Origin of the sequence: Lentzea sp. NPDC003310, assembly GCF_040610935.1 — a bacterium.
Lineage (GTDB): Bacteria > Actinomycetota > Actinomycetes > Mycobacteriales > Pseudonocardiaceae > Lentzea.
This window is the reverse complement of the sequence record NZ_JBEXNC010000035.1, coordinates 8,096-27,925: the sequence shown is the minus strand read 5'-3', so window position 1 is coordinate 27,925 and position 19,830 is coordinate 8,096. Positions and strand designations below refer to the sequence as shown.

Genomic DNA, 19,830 nt, shown 5'->3' with positions numbered 1-19,830 from the left:
GTCACCTCCCCACCTGGGCGCGGAAGTGGTCGGCCCAGAACGTGCTGAGCTCGGCCACCCGCGTGGGCACCAGGGCGCACTTCGCGCACTGCGCGGCGATGTCGTCCAGCCGCAGCGCGATCGCCCGCCTGGCGACGTCCGGTCGCGCGATGGCGGCGGGCACCTCGGTCAGCTCGAACGACGGTCCCGCCGTCGTGCCGCGCCGGCCGGAGGGGAGCGTCACGAGCAGCTCGGCCAGCGGCCGCATCAGGCCGGTCATGATGTCGATGGCGCCGTTCATCAGGTCCGAGCGGCGCAGGCTCGCGTCCGGCCGTTCGCCGAAGTGCTGGGCCATCAGCTGCAACGCCACGAAGTAGGACTCGTTGAAGATCTGCATGACCGTGCGCGCGTCCGGGTCGGTGACCTGCTCGGCGGCCGGGCTCGCCGGGTTCAGCGACGGGTTGCGGGCGACCGGGTACGCGGGGTTCCACAGCTCGCCGTGCGGGCCCGTCACCGGTGCCTTGCGCAGCAGTTCGCCGATCAGCAGGAACGACGTGTAGTGCGAGTCCTCGGCGGCGTCCTCGGCGAGCACCCCGCCCTCGCCCTGCTCGGTGATCACGTCGATCGCGTACAGGGCGCTCGGCAGGTCGTCGACCTCGAGTTGGTAGTCCGGGTGCTCGTGGTTGATCGACTCGCGCAGGAACAGGTGGTGCTCGCCGCCGCCCCGGCCCTTCTCGACCAGGAACAGGTCCGGGATCTGCTGCAGCGCCTCGCGGATGTCCGCGTAGAGCTCGCTCAGCGACGCGTAGCCGTGCTCCTGACGCGGTTCGGGTGCCTCACCGTCGCGCGGTCGCAGGTCGCCGACCTGGTGCTCCGGCTTCTCGATCTGGGTGAACCGCTCGACGCTGCCGAGGCCCAGCCGTTCGAGCGCGAAGTCGAGAGGCACGGGCAGTTCGTGGTTGATGGTGCCGAAGTCGACGCGCGGCACGTGGAACGGCTCGCCCAGCGCCATGATGATGTTGTTGACCAGCAGGAAGTGGATCATCTCCTCGCGGGCGATGCCGAGCAGCATGCTGCGGATGCCCTCGTCGAGCGTCTCCCCGCCGTCACCGCACGCGAGCTGGAGCTGCTCGGGCGTCCACAGGCCCAGCCGCACGTACTCCGCGCCCGCCCCGTAGGTGGGCACGGAGTAGGCCGCGTAGAGGTACTGCAGCATGACGGCCAGCTCGACCTTCGCGGCCTCGCGAAGGATCTCGACCAACCGGCTGCGCGTGGCGATCCGGGTGCGAGTGGGCGCGGTGGTCTCGGCCGGCAGCAGCAGGTGGTCGGGAACCTGTTGCTGTCGCAGGAACTTGAGCAGCAGCCGCGCCTTCGGTTCGGAGAGGTCCCGGGTCGGCGGCATGTAGTAGGTCTTGGTCTTGTTCTGCGGGTCGCACATCTGCCAGATCAACTTGGCGTACGTCTCGGTGCGGCTGCGGTTCGCGAGGCTGAAGACCTCCTTGTCCATGAAGGAGAAGAGGTGCTCGTAGTAGGCGAAGACCTCGCGGTACACCAGGTCGTAGTCGGCCTTCTCGACCTCGTCGAGGTGCCAGTCGTCCGGCAGCACCCGCACGGTCAGGTACCCGGCGCCGGACCAGAACCCGAGCTTGTCCTCGTTGTCGTAGTGGAGCCCGTCGACGGGGTCGGTCGTCAGCAGCACGCGGGCGGTGCCGGCGTTCCTGCCGCGCAGCGTCAGCAGGCCGTGCCCGGTGTCGTCCGTGGCGAGCGTGGAGGCGCTCGGCGTGACGATCTCGGAGACGGGGCCGCGCGGCCGGGCCGCCGGGTTGGCGAACTGGCGGACCTCGATGCCGGGCACCGCCTCGGGACGGCCCCGGACGAACGACCGGACCTCCACCTCGACGTCGAACTCCGCGTCGTCCGCGGCGCGCGGGTGCTCGACCACGACGCTCGCGTCGTCGACCTGGAGGTTGATCTCCTGCTCGACCAGCAGGACCACGCCGTCGGAGGCGACGATCCGCAGGCCGTCGGCCGCGATGTCCTCTTCGGACAGTGCGCTCGGCACCGTGACCACGCCGGAGGTGAGCTCGGCGTCGTCGGTGTACGCCCTGGCCGGGACGCGCGCCACCAGCCGGTCGTCGCGGACCGTGCGCAGTTCGAGGTCGCGGGCGGCGGCCGCCGGGGAGGGCGCCGTGATCATGTTCAGCGTGACGTGACCGGGCGAGGTCGCGAGCGTGAGGGTGCCCAGGCGGTTGCGGGTCTCGCGGTCGGGGACGAGCAGCCGTCCGGCCGGGTAGGTACGCGGCTCCTCGGGCCGCCACGGCGCGATCGTGCCGTGCAGCCGCCACTGCGAGGGCTGGTCCGGTGCCTGGGGAGCGGACTGCGCGTCGAGCGCGAACTGCACGACGAGGCCGCCGGTCCTGGCCTCCCGCAACAGCTCCACCACCGGGGACGTGCCGTCCAGCCAGCGCAGGTCCTCGTCGGCGACGACGAACTGGTGCACCACCGAGCGGCCGAGCTGCCAGTGCCCGCACCCGCGTCCGGTGGCGTGCCAGCGCGGCGGGGAGAACCCCTTGACCGCACCGGTCGCCAGGTACCCGACGTCGTGTGAGCGCCCGTCGCGGCCGAACCCGAGCTGGCCCACCATCAGCGTCGTCGTCCAGTCCGACGCCGGGTCCACGTCGAAGATCCGCGCCCGGTTGACCGTGGTCGCGAGGTACTCGTTGTAGTGGCCCCAGAAGTCGACCGCGCGGCCCACCACGGGGTCGGTGGTCTCGGGCTCGCCGGCGACGCGTTCGGTGCTGACGATCCGGGCGTCGATCGAGAAGTGCCCGTTGCCGGCGAAGTCGCGGCCGAGCGCGCCGCTGAACGCGCCGCCGGGCGTCTCGCTGCCCGCGCTGTCGTAGCGCGGACCTGTCTCCTCCAGGTGCGCGTGGTACTCGGCGGGCGGGCGGTGCACGGGGAACGGCTCGCCCTGCGCGGTGAGCGCGGTGTTGGTCGCCAGGTCCACCATCCCGCCCCGCGGCCCCGTGGGCAGGCGGGTGGAGGCGGTGCCGCGGAAGTGCAGCCGGGGCAGGTCGAAGACGCTCATGCGGACTTCTCCGAACGGGAGAGGCGGCGAGCGGGGAACGCGACGCCCGTGCGCCGCTCGCACCACTCGATCTCGTGCGCGGCGTCGATCGCCGACTCGATGGCGCCCTCGATCCACGCGGGCTTCGACGAGCAGTGCTCCCCGGCGAAGAAGAGCCCCTTCTGCGGCCGGGTCGCTTCCCGCCGCTGGGCCTCGCGCAGCGCGGAGTCCTGCTCCCAGCGGATGGTCGCGGCGCCGAGCGACCAGCGGTGCTCGCCCCAGGCCTTCGTGGTGACGCCGAGGACCATGCCCGGCTTGCGCAGCTCGGGGTGCATCACGCCCAGCTCCTGGGTGATGACCGCGATCCGCTCCTGCTCGCTGAGCGCGCTCAGCGCGTCGGCGTCGGGACCGATGCTGTAGCTGCCGAGCAGCACCGCGCCGTGCGCCGGGTCGCCGTCGGCCGGCGGGTAGTAGGTCTGCCGGACGTGCCCGCCGGTGAACGAGGCCCCGCCGCTGATGCCGTCCTCCTGCCAGAACGCTTCCCGGCAGTGGAACGCGACCTTGGTGGCGGGCCAGTACTTCGTCCCGTGGATGATGTCGAGCTTCTCGTCGTCGAACCCGCTGAGACGCATGCCGCGCAGCACCGTGAACGGCACGGTGCACACCACGTAGTCGCACGTCTTCGTGAAGGACCTGGTGCCCTGCCGCAGGTTCAGCACGACGTCGGAGTCGCGGACCTCGATCCCGGTGACCTCCTGGCCCAGCGTGACGCGGCCGAGCAGGCGGGCGGCCAGGCTGCGGGGGAGGAGGTCCATGCCGTCGCGCAGCCGCACGATGTTCGAGCCGGTCTCGTCGAGCACGTCGTCGAGGAACCGCTCCAGGTGCGCGGGCACCAGCGAGCGGATGCGCGGGTTGCCCTCGTAGAAGGCGTGCAGGTCGATCATCGTGCCACCAGGGCCGCGGCGGTACGGCGTCATGTCCACCTGGTCGACCAGGTCGAGCAGGCCGACGCCGATCTCGCCGTGCATACCGTTGTAGAACTGGCGCGGCGCGATGGCCCTGATCGTCGCGTCGAGCCAGGCGCCGAACAGCAGGGTGCCCTCGCGGTAGCGCCCGGCGGGCACCCCGGAGGCGAAGTCGCTGACGAGGACGTCGTGGGCGTCGCGCACGCGCAGGTAGCCGGACGAGCTCGGCAGGTACGCCGCGTCGTCGGAGAAGATCGTGTGGAACGGCAGCACCTGCTCGCGCAGGCCGAGTTCCGCGATGTAGTGCAGGGTCAGGCGGTGCGCGGAAGGAATGCGCATCGCGCCGAGCTCGGCGAACGGCCCGGCCTCGCCCGCGAAGCGGTGGGTGTGGACGCGGCCGCCGATCCGGTCGCTCGCCTCGACGACCTCCACCGAGTGCCCGAGACGCTCCAGCTCGTACGCCGTCACCAGCCCGGCGACACCCGCGCCGATGACGGTGACGTTCTTCCTCTCACCGACGGCGTCGAGCCCGTTGACCTCTTGCAGCGTTGTCACCGCGGACTTCCTTCCGGTGCGCTAGCGGCGGGCGGGGAAATCGATCTGGCGCCATTCTTCGGCCGGCGGCGGTGCGCCCGTATCCCCTGACAGAGCCGGTCGCGGGCGGTCCGGCGAGCACCGCGGGGCTAACGAGACGGGCCGGATCCGCCCTCCCCCCGCGCATGTGCGCGGGGTTTGTCTCGACACGTCGGGCGGCACGGCGAACCGGGCGATGCTGACGCGAGCCGCTCAGCGGCGACCCCCACGAGCCGCAGCGGGAGACGACGTTGACCCGAGTGCTGATCGCGACGACCCCGGCCCCGGGACACGTCGTCAGCCTGTTCGAGATAGCGACCGAGCTGACGCGGCGCGGTCACGAGGTGCGCTGGTACACCGGGGAGGTCTTCCGGGAGCAGGTCGAACGGACCGGCGCCCGGTTCGAGCCGATGACCGAGGGGCTCGACTTCGGCGGCCACAGCCGCGAGGAGGCGTTCCCCGAGCACGCCGGCCTGACCGGGTTGAAGAGCTTCAAGGTCGGCGTGCGCGACATCTTCTACCGCACCGCTCCCGGCCAGATGAACGACCTCCTGGCGATCCTCGACCGGTTTCCCGCGGACGTCCTCCTGTCCGACGACATGTGTTACGGCGCGTGCTTCGCGGCCGAGAAGTCCGGTGTTCCGCTGGTGTGGCTCGCGAACTCCATCTACATCCTGGGCAGCCGCGACACCGGGCCGCTCGGCATGGGCCTCGGCCCGAGCACGACCCCGCTGACCCGCCTGCGCAACGCCGCGCTGCGGTTCACCGGCGACCAGATCTCGATGCGGGACCTGCGCGCCGAGGCCGACCGGGTGCGCGCGCAGGTCGGGTTGCCGCGGCTGAGGACCCGCGCGATGGAGAACATCGCCCGCTATCCCGATCTCTACCTGGTGGGCTCGGTGGCGTCGTTCGAGTTCCCGCGCCGCGACCTGGCGCCCGGCACGCACTTCATCGGCGGCCTGTTCGGCGTGCCGCCCGCGACGTTCGAGCCGCCGTCCTGGTGGGACGAGCTGAGCGAGGACCGGCCCGTCGTGCTGATCACCCAGGGCACCACGGCCAACGACGTCGAACGCATGCTGGTGCCGGCCGTGCGCGCGCTGGCCGACGAGGACGTCCTCGTCGTGCTGACCACGGGCAGCAAGCTGGACGTCGAACGGCTGCTCCCGTTGCCGCGCAACGTCCGCATGGAACGGTTCGTGCCGTACCACCACCTGCTGCCGCACGTGGACGTGATGATGACCAACGGCGGCTACAACGGGGTCAACGCCGCTCTCGCGCACGGCGTGCCGCTGGTCGTCGTGCCCGCCACCGAGGAGAACCCCGACGTGGCGGCGAGAGTCGAGTACGCGGGCGTCGGCGTCGTCGTGAAACCCCGTGCCGTCACCGAATCGAGCCTGCGCGACGCGGTGCGGGCCGTGCACGCGGACGAGAGGTACCGGCGTCGTGCCGCGGAGATCGCGGTGGACCTGAACAACAGCGACGCCCCGAAGCGGGCCGCCGACCTGATCGAGTCCGCTGTCGTGGACCGAGACCAGATTCCGACCGGAGGTAATGCACGGTGAACGGGACGACGAACACGGGACTGCAGGCACCCGAGACGACCATGCCCATCGACCCCGGGCCGTTCGACGTCATGCCCGAGCTGCTGGCCGCCGCACGGGTGGCGCCGGTCGTGCGGATCCCGTACCTCGGGCAGCACGCGTGGGTGGTGTGCGACCGCGAGCTCGTCAAGCAGGCGCTGGCGCACCCGAAGATGGGCAAGGACATCACCCTGGTGCCCGACTTCATGAAGCAGCCCGGCCTGATGGTCGGCTCGCAGCCGCCGCCGGAGTACGCGCGGGCCATGATCATGAGTGACGGCGAGGACCACGCCCGGATCCGGCGCCTGCACGCGCCCGTGCTGAGCCCGCGCAACACCGAGAGGTGGGGCGAGCGCGTCAGCGTGAAGGTCGACGGGTTCCTCGACGAGCTCGAGCAGCGCGGTGTGCTGGGGGACAACGAGGTCAACGTCGTCACCGACTACACCCACAAGATCCCGCTGGCGTTCATCTCGGAGATGCTGGGCCTGCCCGAGGAGGCCGAACGGCAGCTGCGCAGCATCACCGACGTGATGCTCTACTCGTCGGACTACGAGGCGCGAACCCTTGCCGTGCGGGCGTTGTACGGCGCGGTCGAGGGCTGGGTCGCGGACCCCGCCCCGTTGCGCGACGGCGTGATCACCGGGTTGCTGGCCTCCTCCAACGGGATCGACGCCGCCGTGACGGAGGGCGAGGTGATCGTGTGGACCCTGGGCATGATCATCACCGGCTACGAGACGACCGGAAGCCTGATCTCCGCGGCGCTCTTCGAGGCGTTGCGTCGGCCCGTTGCGGAGCGGCCGAAGACCGACGACGAGGTCAAGTCGTGGATCGAGGAGGCGCTGCGCGTGCACCCGCCGTTCCCGCACCCGACGTGGCGCTTCCCGTTGGAGGACATCGAGCTCGGCGGTTACCTGATCCCCAAGGGCGCGCCCGTGCAGGTGAGCATCGCCGCGGCCAACCGCGAGCCGGGGGAGGAGGCGGACAGCTTCGACTCCGCGCGCGGCGGGCACGGGCACCTCTCGTTCGGGCTCGGCATGCACTACTGCATCGGTGCCTCGCTGGTGCGCCTGGAGGCCCAGATCGCCGTGGGCGGGTTCCTGCGCCGCTTCCCGGAGGCGCGGCTCAGCACGACCACGCCGGTCGAGTGGGAGTCCGAGTGGATGATCCGCCGGATGAGCGTCCTGCCGGCTACCCTGCGCTAGATCGGAGCCGGCGGGCAGATGACCGCACAACTCGCCGACGGGTCGGCCGCCAGGGTGCTCGCGGTGCTGCGCACGTTCCTGCACCGCGACGCCAGTTCGCTCGCCGACCTGGTGCGGGCGACCGGACTGCCGAGGTCGACCGTGCACCGGTTGCTGGGCTTCCTCGTCCGCGCCGGGCTCGTGGCCAAGCGGGACGGCCTGTACCGGCTGGGTGGCCGGCCTGTCGCACCCCTGGCCGCGCACCAGCACCGCGTGCTCGTCGGCTGCCTGCCGGAGCTGCTGGCCGCGACGGGCGGGACGGTGCAGGTCAGCGTGCTGGACGGGCAGCACGCGCTGGTCGTCGAGCGGCTGCACGGCCGGGCGGCGGAGCTGACCATCGCACCCGGTGCGCGGCTCCCGGCGCACTGCACGGCACCGGGCAGGGTCCTGCTCGCCGCCCGGCCCGGTGTCGCCGTCGACCGCGGCGAGTGGCTCCCGTCCGTCACCGGAGTCGCGGCCGGCGTGTGCGGACCGGACGGGGAGCTGGTCGCCGCGTTGTCCGCGCACGGCAGGGCCGGGTCGTTCCGGCTGGAGCACGCCGTGGCCGAGGTGCGCCGCGTCGCCCGGCTCGCGACCGTCGAGCTGGCCCGGTGACCACGCCCGACTCGCGCCGGACCGCGGCCAGGGTGCTCACCGTCCTGCGCGCGCTCGCGGCCAGCGGGGGAGACGCCTCGTGCGCCGAGCTCGGCCGCATGACCGGCCTGCCGCGCAGCACGACCTACCGGATGGTCGGGCACCTGCGCGAGGCCGGGCTGGCGGAGATCGACGGCGGCCGGTGCCGGCTCGGCGGCGAGTACCTGACGCGGCTCGGCGTGCTCGCCCCGGCCGAGCGCGAACGGCTTGTTGGGTGCCTGAGCGACCTTCAGCGCGTGACGCGTCATATCGCCGTGCTGGTGGTGCGGCGGCGGCGCGACGCCGAGGTGGTCGACCGGGTGCATGACCGCCGGTCGATCGGGCTCGCGTCCGCGCTGGGCGACCACCTCCCGTTGCACGCGACCGCGGCGGGAAAGGTGTTGCTCGCGCACGCTCCCGCCGCCGGGCGGCTGGTCCCGTTGCCGGGATTCACGCCCGCGACGATCACGAGCAGGGTGGCGCTGGCGCGGGAATTGGACTCGGTGCTCTCGGCGGGAATCGCCCAAGAGCGACAAGAATGGCAATCCGGTCTTTTCGGGGTGGCCGCTCCGGTGGCCGGGGTGTCGGGCGCGGTCGTCGCGGCCATGGCGGTCATGGGGCACGGTGCCGCTTTCGACGCGGTCGCCGTCGGTGCCGAGGTGCGTGCCGCGGCCCGGCTGGCTTCTCGCGAACTTGCGGCCCAGCGCTGACCTGCGCACTGCAAACGTTTGTCGCCCGCGGCCTGCCCGGCCGGGCATTTCACATCCCGGCTGCCGTGTGAACGGGCGCGGTGCGCGAATTTTCGCCGCCCGGACCGGGGCCTGTCGTCTCAACTGGGACCCACTTCGGGCGGAGCCTCGTGGGAGCGCTCTCGCAGAATTTCAGTTGAGACGCTCTGGTTGCTTCCGGTGAACGGGATGTGAATGCGCTGGTCACGATTGTCGAGATCGCCCGGCGGGGCGGCGCGATTCGAGGTGGCGATTGGCGGTAAGCGTGGTATTTGCGCGGAGAAGTCGAATGTTCGAGCCCTGCAACGGGTGTTGACATGGTGGCCGACCTCGCGCGAACCTCGAAGAGGACGAGGTGGGAGGTTCTTGGGTGAAGTCGGCAGGTCGTACAGCCGCTGGATTCTCGCGTCTCGATTGGCGGCGTTCCGCAAAGGACTTCCGGCGGGCCGTCCGGTTCGAAGTCTCGGCGCGGGACAACTCGCCGGACAATGGGGTGCTCGAATTCTTCCAGCCGTGAATCTCCGATTTCCGTCGTTCTCGACGGTGACCACAGGGCAGGAAACCAAGTGTCGTGCACACCTCTTGGCGAGAATCTCGCGTGGGACCCGTCCGCCGAGTTGCCCGTCGCGCTCCCGCTGCACGGGCGTGAGGAGGAATCCCGGAGGCTGAAGCGGCTCCTGCTGGCGACGGCGGAGTCGGCCCAGGCGCGGATGCTCGTCGTGGCGTCGCCCGCGGGCACGGGTTGCACCAGGCTGGTCGCGGAGGGCGCGTTCCTGGCCTCGGCGCGCGGGTTCTCCACGATGGACCTGTCGCCGGGCGTCTTCCCGGCCGAGGGTCCGCACGTCGTCAGCGTGAGCGCGCTCGTCGGGCAGATCGAGCCGAGGCTCGTGCAGCGGCTGCGCCGCGGGCCGGTGCTCGTCACCCTCGACGACGCCCACCGCACGCCCCCGCCGGTGCTCGGTGCCGTGAGCGCGGTGATGGCGAAGCTCAAGAACCTTCCGGTGTGCTGGCTGCTGACCGTCCACTCCGAACAGTTCGCCGCGGCCACCAGCGAAGTGCTGCAGGACATGGCGCGCGTGCTGCCGTGCGACTGGCTGGAACCGCTCACGCCGCTGGCGGACGACGCCGCGCTGGCCGTCGCCGCCGACGTGCTGGGCGCGACGCCGGACCAGGACGTCGCGGCGCTGGTGGGCAGTGCCGGCGCGACCCCGGCGGCGGTGGTCGACGTCGTCGTGGACCTGCTGCGCGAGGACCAGGTCCAGGTGGTCAGCGGTGTCGCCCGGCTGGTGACCGGCCCGCTGGAGCGCGGCATCGCCTGCGCCGTGTCTCCCGAACCCGCGGGGCAGCTGCCCTGGTCGTTCCGCCGGATGATGACCGAGCGACTGCACGCCCTGTCGCCGCGGGCCCAGGACGTGCTCCAGGTCGCCGCGGTGCTCGGCAGCGGCTTCGCCCCGGAGGACCTCGCGGAGATGCTGGGCGAACCCGTCGCCGTGCTGCTGCGGCCGTTGCGGGAGGCGCTCGCGGCGGGGTTCCTGCGCGGCGGCGGCGCCGAGTTCGTCTTCCACCGCGAACCGGTGTGGCGGGCCGTGCTCGGGTCCGTGCCGGAGCCGATGCGGTCGGCGCTGCACCGCCAGACCGCGACGATGCTGCTCGGCCGCGACCACCAGGACCCCGTGACGATCGCCGCGCACCTGGTGCACTGCGCGCGCGTCGGCGACGCGGAGGCGATCGGCGCCGTCGACGCGGCCGCCCAGAGCCTGCTGCCGGACGCGCCGGACGCGGCCGCGGCACTCGCGATCAACGGTCTGCGGATCACCGAGCCGGGCGAGCCGAACCGCATCGCGCTGGGCGTCACGGCCGCCGCGGCCCTCGTGCGGATGGGCAGGCTGAGCCAGGCCGTGGAACTGGCGCGGGACCTGCTGCACCCCGACGCCCCGGGCACCGTGCGGTCGGCGTCCGTGCTGCGCACGTGGCAGACCATCGCCCAGATGCTGCGCGGGGACGCCACGACCGTGTGCACGGTGGGGCTCGAGGTCACCGAGACCGCGGACGACCTGTCGCCGGAGTTGTTGCTGCTCAACATCCTCTCGCTGGACAACCTGCCGGCGGCGGTCGGCATGGCGGACCAGGTGCTCGCGCAGTCCGCCCAGTACAGCCCGGACGTGCTGGCCGCCGCGCTGACCGTGCGCGCGATGGCGAGCTGGCGCGAGGGTGACCTGGGCGCGGCGATCGAGGCGGCCGAGGCGGCCGTCGTGGTGCGCGGCGAGCTGACCAGGATCTGGCAGAGCGATCCACTGTGGACGAAGGTCTGGCTCCTCACCAGACTCGGCAGACTCGACGAGGCGCTCACCGCCGTGGACGAGGCGTGCACCACGGCCGAACTGCACGGCACCGGCGTGATGACCTCGGTCCCGCTCACCCTGCGCGCCGCCGTCCTGCTCGCCCAGGGCGACCTCACCGGCGCGGAGGCGGCCGCCACCACCGGCCTCGCCGCCTCGGAACTCGCCGAGATGCCGCTGTTCCAACCACAACTGGGCGCCGTGCTCGTCCTCTGCGCCCTGCGCCGCGGCGACCTCCCCACCGCCACCGAGGGCCTGCGCCGCCTGGAGGAGTCGGTCCCCGCGGGCCACGCCCACCCGTGCGCCGTGACGCTGCGCCTGATCGCGGGCCAGGTGGCACTGGCCAACGACGGCCCGGCCGCGGCCCTGGACGAGATCCGCGCGTTCGCCGAGAACCCGTCCCTGCGCACCCAACTGCTGCTGGAGGCGCCGATTGCGACCGCCTGGTGCGTGCGCACCGCCACCGCCGCCGACGACCACGCCCTGGCCGAGGTGTTCGTCAGCGCCGCCGAGGACCTGGCCCGCGCCAACCCGGCCCACGACTCCGTAGTCGTGGCAGCAGCACACGGCCGTGCGTTGGTGAAGCAGGACATCGTGGCTTTGGCGGAACTCCGAGACGCGTGCACCGACCCGTGGACCAAGGCCTCTCTCGCGGAGGACATCGCGACCGTCTGCGTGCACACCTCCCGCGACCAGGCCGTGCACGAGCTCAACCAGGCGTTGGACGGCTACGACGAGATAGAGGCCGAACTCGACTCCACCCGTGTGCGCCGCACGCTGCGACGGCTCGGCGTACGCCGTCGGCGCACCACGGCTCGAAGGCAGGAGGAGCACGAGCCGGAACCAAGGCCGCGCACGGGCTGGGACAGCCTCACGGGCACCGAGAAGAAGGTGGCGCGGCTCGTCGCGGACGGGCTGACCAACCGGCAGGTGGCGAAGGAGCTGTTCATCTCGCCGCACACGGTCGGGTTCCACCTGCGGCAGATCTACCGGAAGCTGGCGATCGGGTCGCGGGTGGACCTGGCACGGATGGCGCCGTGACCAGTGGGCGCCGGAGCCGGCCGCCCTCCGATCGGGGGTGGGAAGCGATCACCGACTCGGTCAGAGTGGCCCGCATGAGGATCATCGCGGCGGCGCTCGCCGCCTTCCTGGTGCTTCCCGGCGTCGCGTCGGCCGCGCCCGGTCCAGCCGACTCCGCGGCGGCGGACTCAGGTCAGGCTTCCCCTGACGCCACCCGCTCCCACCCCACCGGCCCCTTCTGGCAGCTCAAACCCACCGCCACCGACGCCCGCCTGCGCGGCCTCTCCGCCGTCTCCTCCCAGGTCGCCTGGACCAGCGGCTCCAAGGGCACCGTCCTGCGCACCACGAACGCCGGCCGCACCTGGGAGTCCGTCGGCCCGCCCGGCACCGAGGCCCTGGAGTTCCGCGACATCGAGGCCTTCGACGCGCGCAACGCCGTGGTCCTCTCGATCGGCGAGGGCGAGTCGTCGCGCATCTACCGCACGTCCGACGGCGGCAAGTCGTGGCAGGAGGAGTTCCGCAACACCGACCCGAAGGCGTTCTACGACTGCGTCGCGTTCTTCGACCGGTTCCGCGGCCTCGCCCTGAGCGACCCGGTCGACGGCAAGTTCCGCGTCCTGCGCACGTGGGACGGCGGCAGGTCGTGGCACGTCAACGACACGAAGGGCATGCCGGACGCGTTGCCGGGCGAGTTCGCGTTCGCGGCGTCCGGGCAGTGCGTGACGACCGCGGGCAACCACGCGTGGATCGCGACCGGCGGCGGCGCGAAGGCACGGGTGCTGGAGTCGCGCGACGGTGGCCGGTCTTGGAAGGCGAGCGACGTGCCGCTGCCCAGCGGTGAGGCGGCCGGGGTGTTCGCGGTCGCCTTCAAGACGCCGTGGCGCGGGGTGGCGATCGGCGGCGACTACCTCAAGCCGACCGATCCGACGCCCGCGTTCGCCACGAACGACGGTCGCGGGTGGAAGGCCGGCTCGCAGGCGCCCGTCGGGTACCGGTCCGGCATCGCCTTCCGGGGGAACGGGCTGGTCGCGGTGGGTCCGTCCGGAACGGACACGAGCCGCGACGGCAGGTCGTGGACGGTCGCGGACACCGGGAGTTTCGACACGGTGGACTGCGTCGGTAACACCTGCTGGGCCTCCGGCGAAAAGGGACGTGTCGGCCGCACTTCGCAGGGGTAACCCCCAGTAGGTGATCGATGACTCTCGGACGCGTTGCAGGGACGCCGACGAGGTTATGCCGAGCGTGAGGACCGGTGGTGCAGGGCCACCGGTCCTTCTCGTGTCCGGACCACTTGTGCCGAACGGACCGTTGACGGCAGGTGGTGATGAGGTTTCATCCCACACACGCGTTAGGGTTTGCCCGTGGCCATCGCACGTGCCGAACGCCTCGTCAACCTGGTGTTGTGCCTGCTGTCGACCCGTCAGTACCTGACAGCGGAGCGCATCCGCGCCATCGTCCCCGGCTATCACGAAGCGCCGACGGACGAGGCGTTCTTCCGCATGTTCGAACGGGACAAGTCCGAGCTGCGCGACCTCGGCGTCCCGCTCGAGACCGGGCGCCAGACCAACGCCGAGGGCGCGGAGGACGGGTACCGCATCGCGCGCCGCGACTACGAGCTCGGTGACATCGACCTCGAACCCGACGAGGCCGCCGCCGTGGCGCTGGCCGCCCGGCTGTGGGACTCGCCGCAGCTCACGGGTGCCGTGCACGGTGCGTTGATCAAGCTGCGGGCCGCCGGGGTCGACGTCGACCAGGACACGCCCGCGGCCGTCGAGCCCAAGGTGCGGGCCAACGAGCCCGCCTTCCCGCCGCTGCTTGCCGCCGTGCAGGCCGGGCAGGCCGTCGCGTTCGACTACCGCAAGCCGCCGCCCGGCGGGCAGAAGGAACGCACGGTCGAGCCGTGGGGCGTCGTCGCGTGGCGCGGCAAGTGGTACCTGGTGGGCTGGGACCGCGAACGCGACGACACGCGCTGCTTCCGGCTCTCTCGCGTCGTGGGCGCCGTACGGACCGTGGGCAAGCCCGGCGCGTTCACGGTGCCCGAGGGCACGGACCTGATGAGTCTCATCGCGCGTACGCAGGCCGATCCGCACCACACGGCGCCGGCCAGGATCTGGGTCGCCAAGGACCGGGCCCAGGGCGTGCGCCGGCACGCGAAGGTCGTCGAGGAACGCGACGGCGGCGACGTCGTCGAGATCGACCTGAAGTTCCCCGACTCGGCGGCCAAGTGGCTCGCCGGGTTCGGGCCCGACGTCGTGGTGCTGGAGCCCGAGGTCCTGGCCAAGTCGGTCCGCGACCGCCTGCAGGGCGCACTGGAAGGAGCGCGGTGACCGCGTCGAACGAACGGCTGCCGCGCCTGCTCGCACTCGTGCCGTACCTGCTCAACCGGCCCGCCATCACCGTCAAGGAGGCCGCGGCCGACTTCGGCATCACGCCCAAGCAGCTGCGCAAGGACCTCGAGCTGCTGTGGATGTGCGGCCTGCCCGGCTACGGCCCCGGCGACCTGATCGACCTGTCGTTCGAGGGCGAGACGATCACCGTCTCGTTCGACGCGGGCCTCGACCGGCCGTTGCGGCTGACCGCGGCCGAGGCGGCGTCGCTGCTGGTCGCGCTGCGGGCACTCGCCGACACCCCCGGCGTCGTCGACACCGACGCGGTGCAGCGGGCGCTCGCCAAGATCGAGGCGGCGGTCGGCAAGGCGCAGCCCGCGGGCATGGTCGTCGGGCTCGGCGGGTTCGAACGCGGGGAGACCGCCGAGATCCGCTCCGCCGTGCAGGACGCCGTGAAGCGCGAACGGGCCGTGCGCATCCGTTACTACTCGCAGTCACACGACGCGATGAGCGACCGTGTGGTCGACCCGATGCGTTTGCTGCTGGTCGAAGGGCGCGGCTACCTCGAAGGATGGTGCCGTTCGGCCCTCGGTGTGCGGTTGTTCCGGCTCGACCGGATCGACGACGTGGAGGTCCTGGACGAGCCGTCGGCGCCGCCACCGCACGCCCAGCCCACCGATACATCGGAGGGGTTGTTCCACCCCCGGGACGATCAGAAGATCGCGGTCCTTCTGCTCGAACCGGACGCGCACTGGGTCGCCGAGTACTACCCCGTTGATCATTCCGCGGAGCTCTCCGACGGCCGCACGCGTGTCCTCATGCGCTACGACGACCCGTCCTGGATGGTCCGCCTGCTCCTGGGGCTGGGCGGTGACGTGCACGTAGAGCAGCCGGCCGAGCTCGCCGACGAGGTGGTCCGGCAAGCCCGCGAAGCATTGACCCGGGCAGATCACCTGCTGTCCACCTAAGCCGTATAACGTGTGCTTGTGCCGTCCACACCGACTCTGGCGCTGATCGCTGCGGGCCTCGTCGCGCTCCTCGTGATCGCGATCCGAGTCCTCCGATCCTTGCGTCGATTCGCCCGCGCCCGCACTCTGGTGGGTGACAGGGTCGGCGATCGCGTCGGTCTGCTCAAGGCGCGGTCCGCCGCGCTGAAGGTGGCCTTCGCCGAGCGGCGCTCCCAGGGACAGGCCCGCACCAGGGCGAACCCCGCGTACGATCGTCGTGGCGGGGGAGACAGGAGGATCACCAATGGGTAACCTCGGACCCACCGAGCTGATCATCATCGCAGTGGTGATCATTCTGCTGTTCGGTGCGAAGAAGCTTCCCGACATGGCCCGGTCGCTCGGCAAGTCGGCGAAGATCTTCAAGGCTGAGACCAAGGGCCTGCGCGACCAGGACGCGGACGACGCGCCGGTCCAGCAGCAGCCCGTGCAGCAGCCGGTCCAGCAGCTCCCGCCGGCCCAGCCGCAGCCGCCGGTGCAGCAGCAGCCCCAGGTCGCTCCTCCCATCGAGCAGACGACCCAGAACAAGGCCGCCAACAACTGACCGTCCGGTCTGCTGACTCGTAAGGACGGTCAACGCGGTGGCAAGTCCGTTCCGGTGGATCGCTGAGCGCCGGGAACGCGGCAGGCGCCGTCGGGGCAACGCCGACGGCACGATGTCGCTCAAAGAGCACCTCTACGAGCTGAGGTACCGGCTCGGCATGGCGATGCTGGTCATCGCCGTCGGTGCCATCTTCGGCTTCATCTGGTTCCAGGTGCGGCTCGGCCCGATCCCGTCGCTGGGCGACATCCTGACGGGGCCGTACTGCCAGCCCGACCTGGAGAAGTACCGCGCGAAGATCACCAACAACGGCGAGTGCGCGCTGCTGCAGACCGAGCCGTTCGAGATCTTCCTCGTCCAGCTGCAGGTCGGCGCGGCCGCGGGCGCGGTGCTGCTCAGCCCGCTGTGGCTGTACCAGATCTGGGCGTTCATCACGCCCGGCCTCTACCAGAAGGAACGCAAGTTCGCCCGCGTGTTCGTCAGCGCCGGAGCGCTGCTGTTCGTCGCCGGCGCGGTGCTCGCGTACCTGGTGGTGCCCGAGGGCCTGAAGGTGCTGCTCGGCTTCGGTGGCGACAACTGGGTCACGGCGCTCACCGGTAGCAAGTACATCAACTTCGTCATCACGATGCTGTTCATCTTCGGCGTGAGCTTCATGATCCCGCTGGTCGTGGTGATGCTGAACCGCGCGGGAGTGCTGTCCTACGAGCGGCTCGCCAAGTGGCGGCGCGGCCTGATGATGGGCCTGTTCGTGTTCGCCGCGATCGCGACGCCGGGCACCGACCCGATCTCGATGGTCGTACTGGCGCTCGCGCTGGTGCTGCTGTTCGAGATGGCGATCCAGATCGCCCGCGTCCACGACAAGCGCAAGGCAAAGCTGCGTGCCGCGGAGGGCTGGGACCAGCTGGATGACGACGAGGCGGCGCCGTTCAACTACGTCGCGTCCGACGCCGAGGGCAACGACCCCGGTGAGAAGGCCATCGCCTCGGAGACCCCGAAGCGCGTGAACTACGACGACGCCACGTGACGCGGGCAGCACTGCTGGTCTGCCCGGCGTCGGGCAAGGGGCGGGCGGCCCGCATGGCCGGGTCGACCGCCGCGGCACTGAGGCCGCACGTGTCGTCGTTGACGCAGTTGGTCGCGCACGACGCCGAGGGCACCCTCTCGATGGCGCACGAGGCCGTGGCGGACGGCGTCGACCTGCTCGTCGTGCTCGGCGGTGACGGCGCCGCCCACCTGGGCATCCAGGCCGTCGCGGGCACCTCGACCGCGCTGGGCATCGTCCCGGCGGGCACCGGCAACGACCTGGCCGCGGCCATCGGCTCGCAGTCGGTCGAGGACGTCGTGCACGGCACCCGCAAGCAGCTCGACCTGGGGCGGCTGTCGACGGGGCAGTGGTTCGCGACGGTGCTGTGCGCCGGGTTCGACTCGGCGGTCAACGAGCGGGCGAACGCGATGCGCTGGCCCGCCGGCCCTCGCCGCTACGACCTGGCGATCGTCGCGGAGCTCGCGTCGCTCAAGTCGGCTCCTCTCGTCGTGACGACGGAGGACGAGACGTTCGAGCTGGACGCAACCCTTGTGGCCGTGGGCAACACACCGAACTACGGCGGCGGTATCCCCGTGTGCCCGACAGCGGACGCGCACGACGGCATGTTCGACGTCACGGTCGTCGAGGGCGGTAGCCGTTCGATGCTGGTCCGGATGCTGCCGACGTTGCGCACGGGCAAGCACACCGAACATCCGGCCGTGCGCACGTTCCGCGCCCGTGAGGTTTCCCTGTCCGGTGGAAACGGCTGGATCGCTTACGCTGACGGCGAACGCCAGGAGGCGTTGCCCGTGACGGTTCGCACGGTTCCCGGGGCTCTCACCGTCGTGGGTCGCTAATCTTCTGGGCTGTTCGGTTCGCTTTTCGCTATTCGGTAGGGATTCATGGAGACGCTGGAGTTTCAGTCCGAGGCGCGTCAGCTGCTGCAGTTGATGATCCACTCGATCTACTCGAACAAGGACACGTTCCTGCGCGAGCTGGTCTCGAACGCCTCCGACGCGCTCGACAAGCTGCGGCTGGAGTCGTTCCGCGACAAGGACATGCAGGTCGACGTCGACGACCTGCACATCGTGATCGAGTCGGACCCGGCGGAGCGCACGCTCACCGTGCGGGACAACGGCATCGGCATGACGCGCGAGGACGTCGTCCGCCTGATCGGCACGATCGCGAAGTCGGGCACCGCGGAGTTCCTCAAGCAGCTCAAGGAACAGCAGTCCGGCAACGCTTCCGACCTGATCGGTCAGTTCGGCATCGGCTTCTACTCGTCGTTCATGGTGGCGGACAAGGTCACCCTCGTGACGAAGTACCCGCACGCCGAGAAGGGCGTCCGCTGGGAGTCGACCGGCGAGGCCACCTACACGATCGACGACGTGGACGACGCGCCGCAGGGCACCTCGGTCACGTTGCACCTCAAGCCGTCCGACGACGAGGACCGCCTGCCCGACTACACCGAGCCGGCGAAGATCAAGGAGATCGTCAAGCGCTACTCGGACTTCATCACCTGGCCGGTGCGCCTGGGCGGCGACGAGATCAACTCGCGCAAGGCCCTGTGGGCCCGCCCGGCCTCCGAGGTGTCGGAGGAGGAGTACGCGGAGTTCTACCGCCACATCAGCCACGACTGGAACGCGCCGCTCGAGACCATCCGCATGCAGGCGGAGGGCACGTTCGAGTACCAGGCGCTGCTCTTCCTCCCGGCGCAGGCCCCGATGGACCTGTTCATGCGCGACGGCAAGCGCGGCGTCCAGCTCTACGTGAAGCGCGTCTTCATCATGGAGGACTGCGCCGAGCTGATGCCGGAGTACCTCCGCTTCGTGAAGGGCGTCGTGGACGCGGCGGACCTCTCGCTGAACGTCTCGCGCGAGATCCTCCAGCAGGACCGCCAGATCCAGCTGATGCGCCGCCGCCTGGTCAAGAAGGTCCTCTCCTCGATCAAGTCGCTCATGACCGCCCGCCCCGACGACTACCGGAAGTTCTGGGGCGAGATGGGCGCAGCCCTCAAGGAGGGCCTGCTCTCCGACCACGACAACCGCGACGCCATCCTGGAGGTCTGCTCCTTCGCGTCGACGAACTCCGAGGACGCCCTCACCACCCTCGCCGACTACGTCGCGCGCATGAAGGAGGGCCAGGAGCACATCTACTTCATGACCGGCGACTCCCGCGTCGCCGTCGAGAAGTCGCCGCACATGGAAGCGTTGCGCGCCAAGGGCTACGAGGTCCTCATCCTCACCGACACGATCGACGAGATGTGGGTCGACTCCGTCCCGTCGTTCGACGGCAAGACCCTCCAGTCCGTCGCCAAGGGCCAGGTCGACCTGGAGACCGACGAGGAGAAGTCGGCCAACGAGGCCAAGACCGCGGAGTTCTCCGACCTCCTGACATGGCTGGGCGAGCAGCTGGCGGACGACGTCAAGGAGGTCCGCCTCTCCTCGCGCCTGACGACCTCCCCGGCGTGCGTGGTCGGCGACGCCCACGACATCACTCCGACCCTGGAGAAGATGTACAAGGCGATGGGCCAGGAGCTGCCGAAGATCAAGCGGATCCTGGAGCTCAACCCGAAGCACGCCTTGGTCGAGGGCCTGCACGGGGCGTTCGCGGCGGGCGAACGCGACTCGCTGACGGACACGGCGGAGCTGATCTACGGCCTGGCGCTGCTGGCCGAGGGCGGCGAGCTCGCGGACCCATCGCGGTTCGTGAAGCTGGTGGCGGACCGGGTGCAGCGCACGTTCTGACGCTGGTGGCGGGGTGGGGGGGGGGGGGTGGACCCCCACCCCCCCCCCCAAAAAGGGCCAATGGGCACACACACACCCACCCC

At 71.0% G+C, this 19,830-nt stretch carries 15 protein-coding genes; 13 read left to right on the top strand and 2 right to left on the bottom strand.

Annotated elements, in window-relative coordinates; all coding sequences use genetic code 11:
- Position 1 precedes the first annotated feature (1 nt).
- Together ABZX02_RS42720 and ABZX02_RS42715 are read right to left on the bottom strand one after the other, a co-directional pair.
- A complete protein-coding gene (locus tag ABZX02_RS42720; RefSeq protein WP_355307629.1) occupies positions 2–3,067 on the bottom strand; it encodes a ferritin-like domain-containing protein in 3,066 nt (1,021 codons plus the stop codon).
- Positions 3,064–4,566, bottom strand: coding sequence for an NAD(P)/FAD-dependent oxidoreductase (locus ABZX02_RS42715; RefSeq protein ID WP_355307627.1), 1,503 nt, complete (start codon positions 4,564–4,566; stop codon positions 3,064–3,066). The genes ABZX02_RS42720 and ABZX02_RS42715 overlap by 4 nt, the downstream gene beginning before the upstream one ends.
- A gap of 278 nt (positions 4,567–4,844) precedes the next feature.
- On the opposite strand from ABZX02_RS42715, the gene ABZX02_RS42710 reads away from it, so the two are divergent.
- The 13 genes from ABZX02_RS42710 to htpG all read left to right on the top strand — a co-directional run bounded on the left by ABZX02_RS42710 (position 4,845) and on the right by htpG (position 19,747).
- Positions 4,845–6,146 carry a glycosyltransferase gene (locus ABZX02_RS42710; protein ID WP_355307652.1) on the top strand — a complete coding sequence of 434 codons (1,302 nt, stop codon included), beginning with the start codon at positions 4,845–4,847 and terminating at the stop codon, positions 6,144–6,146.
- Positions 6,143–7,366, top strand: coding sequence for a cytochrome P450 (locus ABZX02_RS42705; protein ID WP_355307625.1), 1,224 nt, complete (start codon positions 6,143–6,145; stop codon positions 7,364–7,366). Before ABZX02_RS42710 ends, ABZX02_RS42705 begins: the two co-directional genes overlap by 4 nt.
- 18 nt (positions 7,367–7,384) lie before the next feature.
- A complete protein-coding gene (locus tag ABZX02_RS42700; protein ID WP_355307623.1) occupies positions 7,385–7,999 on the top strand; it encodes a helix-turn-helix domain-containing protein in 615 nt (204 codons plus the stop codon).
- Positions 7,996–8,727 carry an IclR family transcriptional regulator gene (locus tag ABZX02_RS42695; RefSeq protein ID WP_355307621.1) on the top strand — a complete coding sequence of 244 codons (732 nt, stop codon included), beginning with the start codon at positions 7,996–7,998 and terminating at the stop codon, positions 8,725–8,727. The genes ABZX02_RS42700 and ABZX02_RS42695 overlap by 4 nt, the downstream gene beginning before the upstream one ends.
- Before the next feature lie 584 nt (positions 8,728–9,311).
- Positions 9,312–12,125, top strand: coding sequence for a LuxR C-terminal-related transcriptional regulator (locus ABZX02_RS42690; RefSeq protein WP_355307619.1), 2,814 nt, complete (start codon positions 9,312–9,314; stop codon positions 12,123–12,125).
- 74 nt (positions 12,126–12,199) lie between these two features.
- On the top strand, positions 12,200–13,282 hold the full coding sequence (locus ABZX02_RS42685) for an oxidoreductase (RefSeq protein WP_355307617.1): 1,083 nt from the start codon (positions 12,200–12,202) through the stop codon (positions 13,280–13,282).
- Between the two features lie 183 nt (positions 13,283–13,465).
- Positions 13,466–14,431: a WYL domain-containing protein gene (locus ABZX02_RS42680; protein ID WP_355307615.1), complete on the top strand. Its 966-nt coding sequence runs from the start codon at positions 13,466–13,468 to the stop codon at positions 14,429–14,431.
- Positions 14,428–15,399, top strand: coding sequence for a YafY family protein (locus ABZX02_RS42675; protein ID WP_355307613.1), 972 nt, complete (start codon positions 14,428–14,430; stop codon positions 15,397–15,399). The genes ABZX02_RS42680 and ABZX02_RS42675 overlap by 4 nt, the downstream gene beginning before the upstream one ends.
- Positions 15,400–15,411: 12 nt before the next feature.
- A complete protein-coding gene (locus tag ABZX02_RS42670) occupies positions 15,412–15,690 on the top strand; it encodes a bacteriophage holin (RefSeq protein ID WP_355307611.1) in 279 nt (92 codons plus the stop codon).
- Positions 15,683–15,979, top strand: coding sequence for a Sec-independent protein translocase subunit TatA (tatA, locus tag ABZX02_RS42665; protein WP_355307609.1), 297 nt, complete (start codon positions 15,683–15,685; stop codon positions 15,977–15,979). The genes ABZX02_RS42670 and tatA overlap by 8 nt, the downstream gene beginning before the upstream one ends.
- Positions 15,980–16,091: 112 nt before the next feature.
- A complete protein-coding gene (tatC, locus tag ABZX02_RS42660; protein ID WP_355307650.1) occupies positions 16,092–17,000 on the top strand; it encodes a twin-arginine translocase subunit TatC in 909 nt (302 codons plus the stop codon).
- Positions 16,997–17,857, top strand: coding sequence for a diacylglycerol kinase family protein (locus ABZX02_RS42655; RefSeq protein WP_355307607.1), 861 nt, complete (start codon positions 16,997–16,999; stop codon positions 17,855–17,857). Before tatC ends, ABZX02_RS42655 begins: the two co-directional genes overlap by 4 nt.
- 45 nt (positions 17,858–17,902) lie before the next feature.
- Positions 17,903–19,747, top strand: a complete 1,845-nt coding sequence (gene htpG / locus ABZX02_RS42650) for a molecular chaperone HtpG (protein WP_355307605.1) — start codon at positions 17,903–17,905, stop codon at positions 19,745–19,747.
- Positions 19,748–19,830 lie beyond the last annotated feature (83 nt).

What these genes read in the sequence shown, in the direction of transcription:
- tatC (WP_355307650.1), top strand. Translation starts at nt 16,092, where the DNA reads ATGTCGCTCAAAGAGCACCTCTACGAGCTGAGGTACCGGCTCGGCATG.
- ABZX02_RS42700 (WP_355307623.1), top strand. Translation starts at nt 7,385, where the DNA reads ATGACCGCACAACTCGCCGACGGGTCGGCCGCCAGGGTGCTCGCGGTG.
- tatA (WP_355307609.1), top strand. Translation starts at nt 15,683, where the DNA reads ATGGGTAACCTCGGACCCACCGAGCTGATCATCATCGCAGTGGTGATC.
- ABZX02_RS42685 (WP_355307617.1), top strand. Translation starts at nt 12,200, where the DNA reads ATGAGGATCATCGCGGCGGCGCTCGCCGCCTTCCTGGTGCTTCCCGGC.
- ABZX02_RS42720 (WP_355307629.1), bottom strand. Translation starts at nt 3,067, where the DNA reads ATGAGCGTCTTCGACCTGCCCCGGCTGCACTTCCGCGGCACCGCCTCC.
- htpG (WP_355307605.1), top strand. Translation starts at nt 17,903, where the DNA reads ATGGAGACGCTGGAGTTTCAGTCCGAGGCGCGTCAGCTGCTGCAGTTG.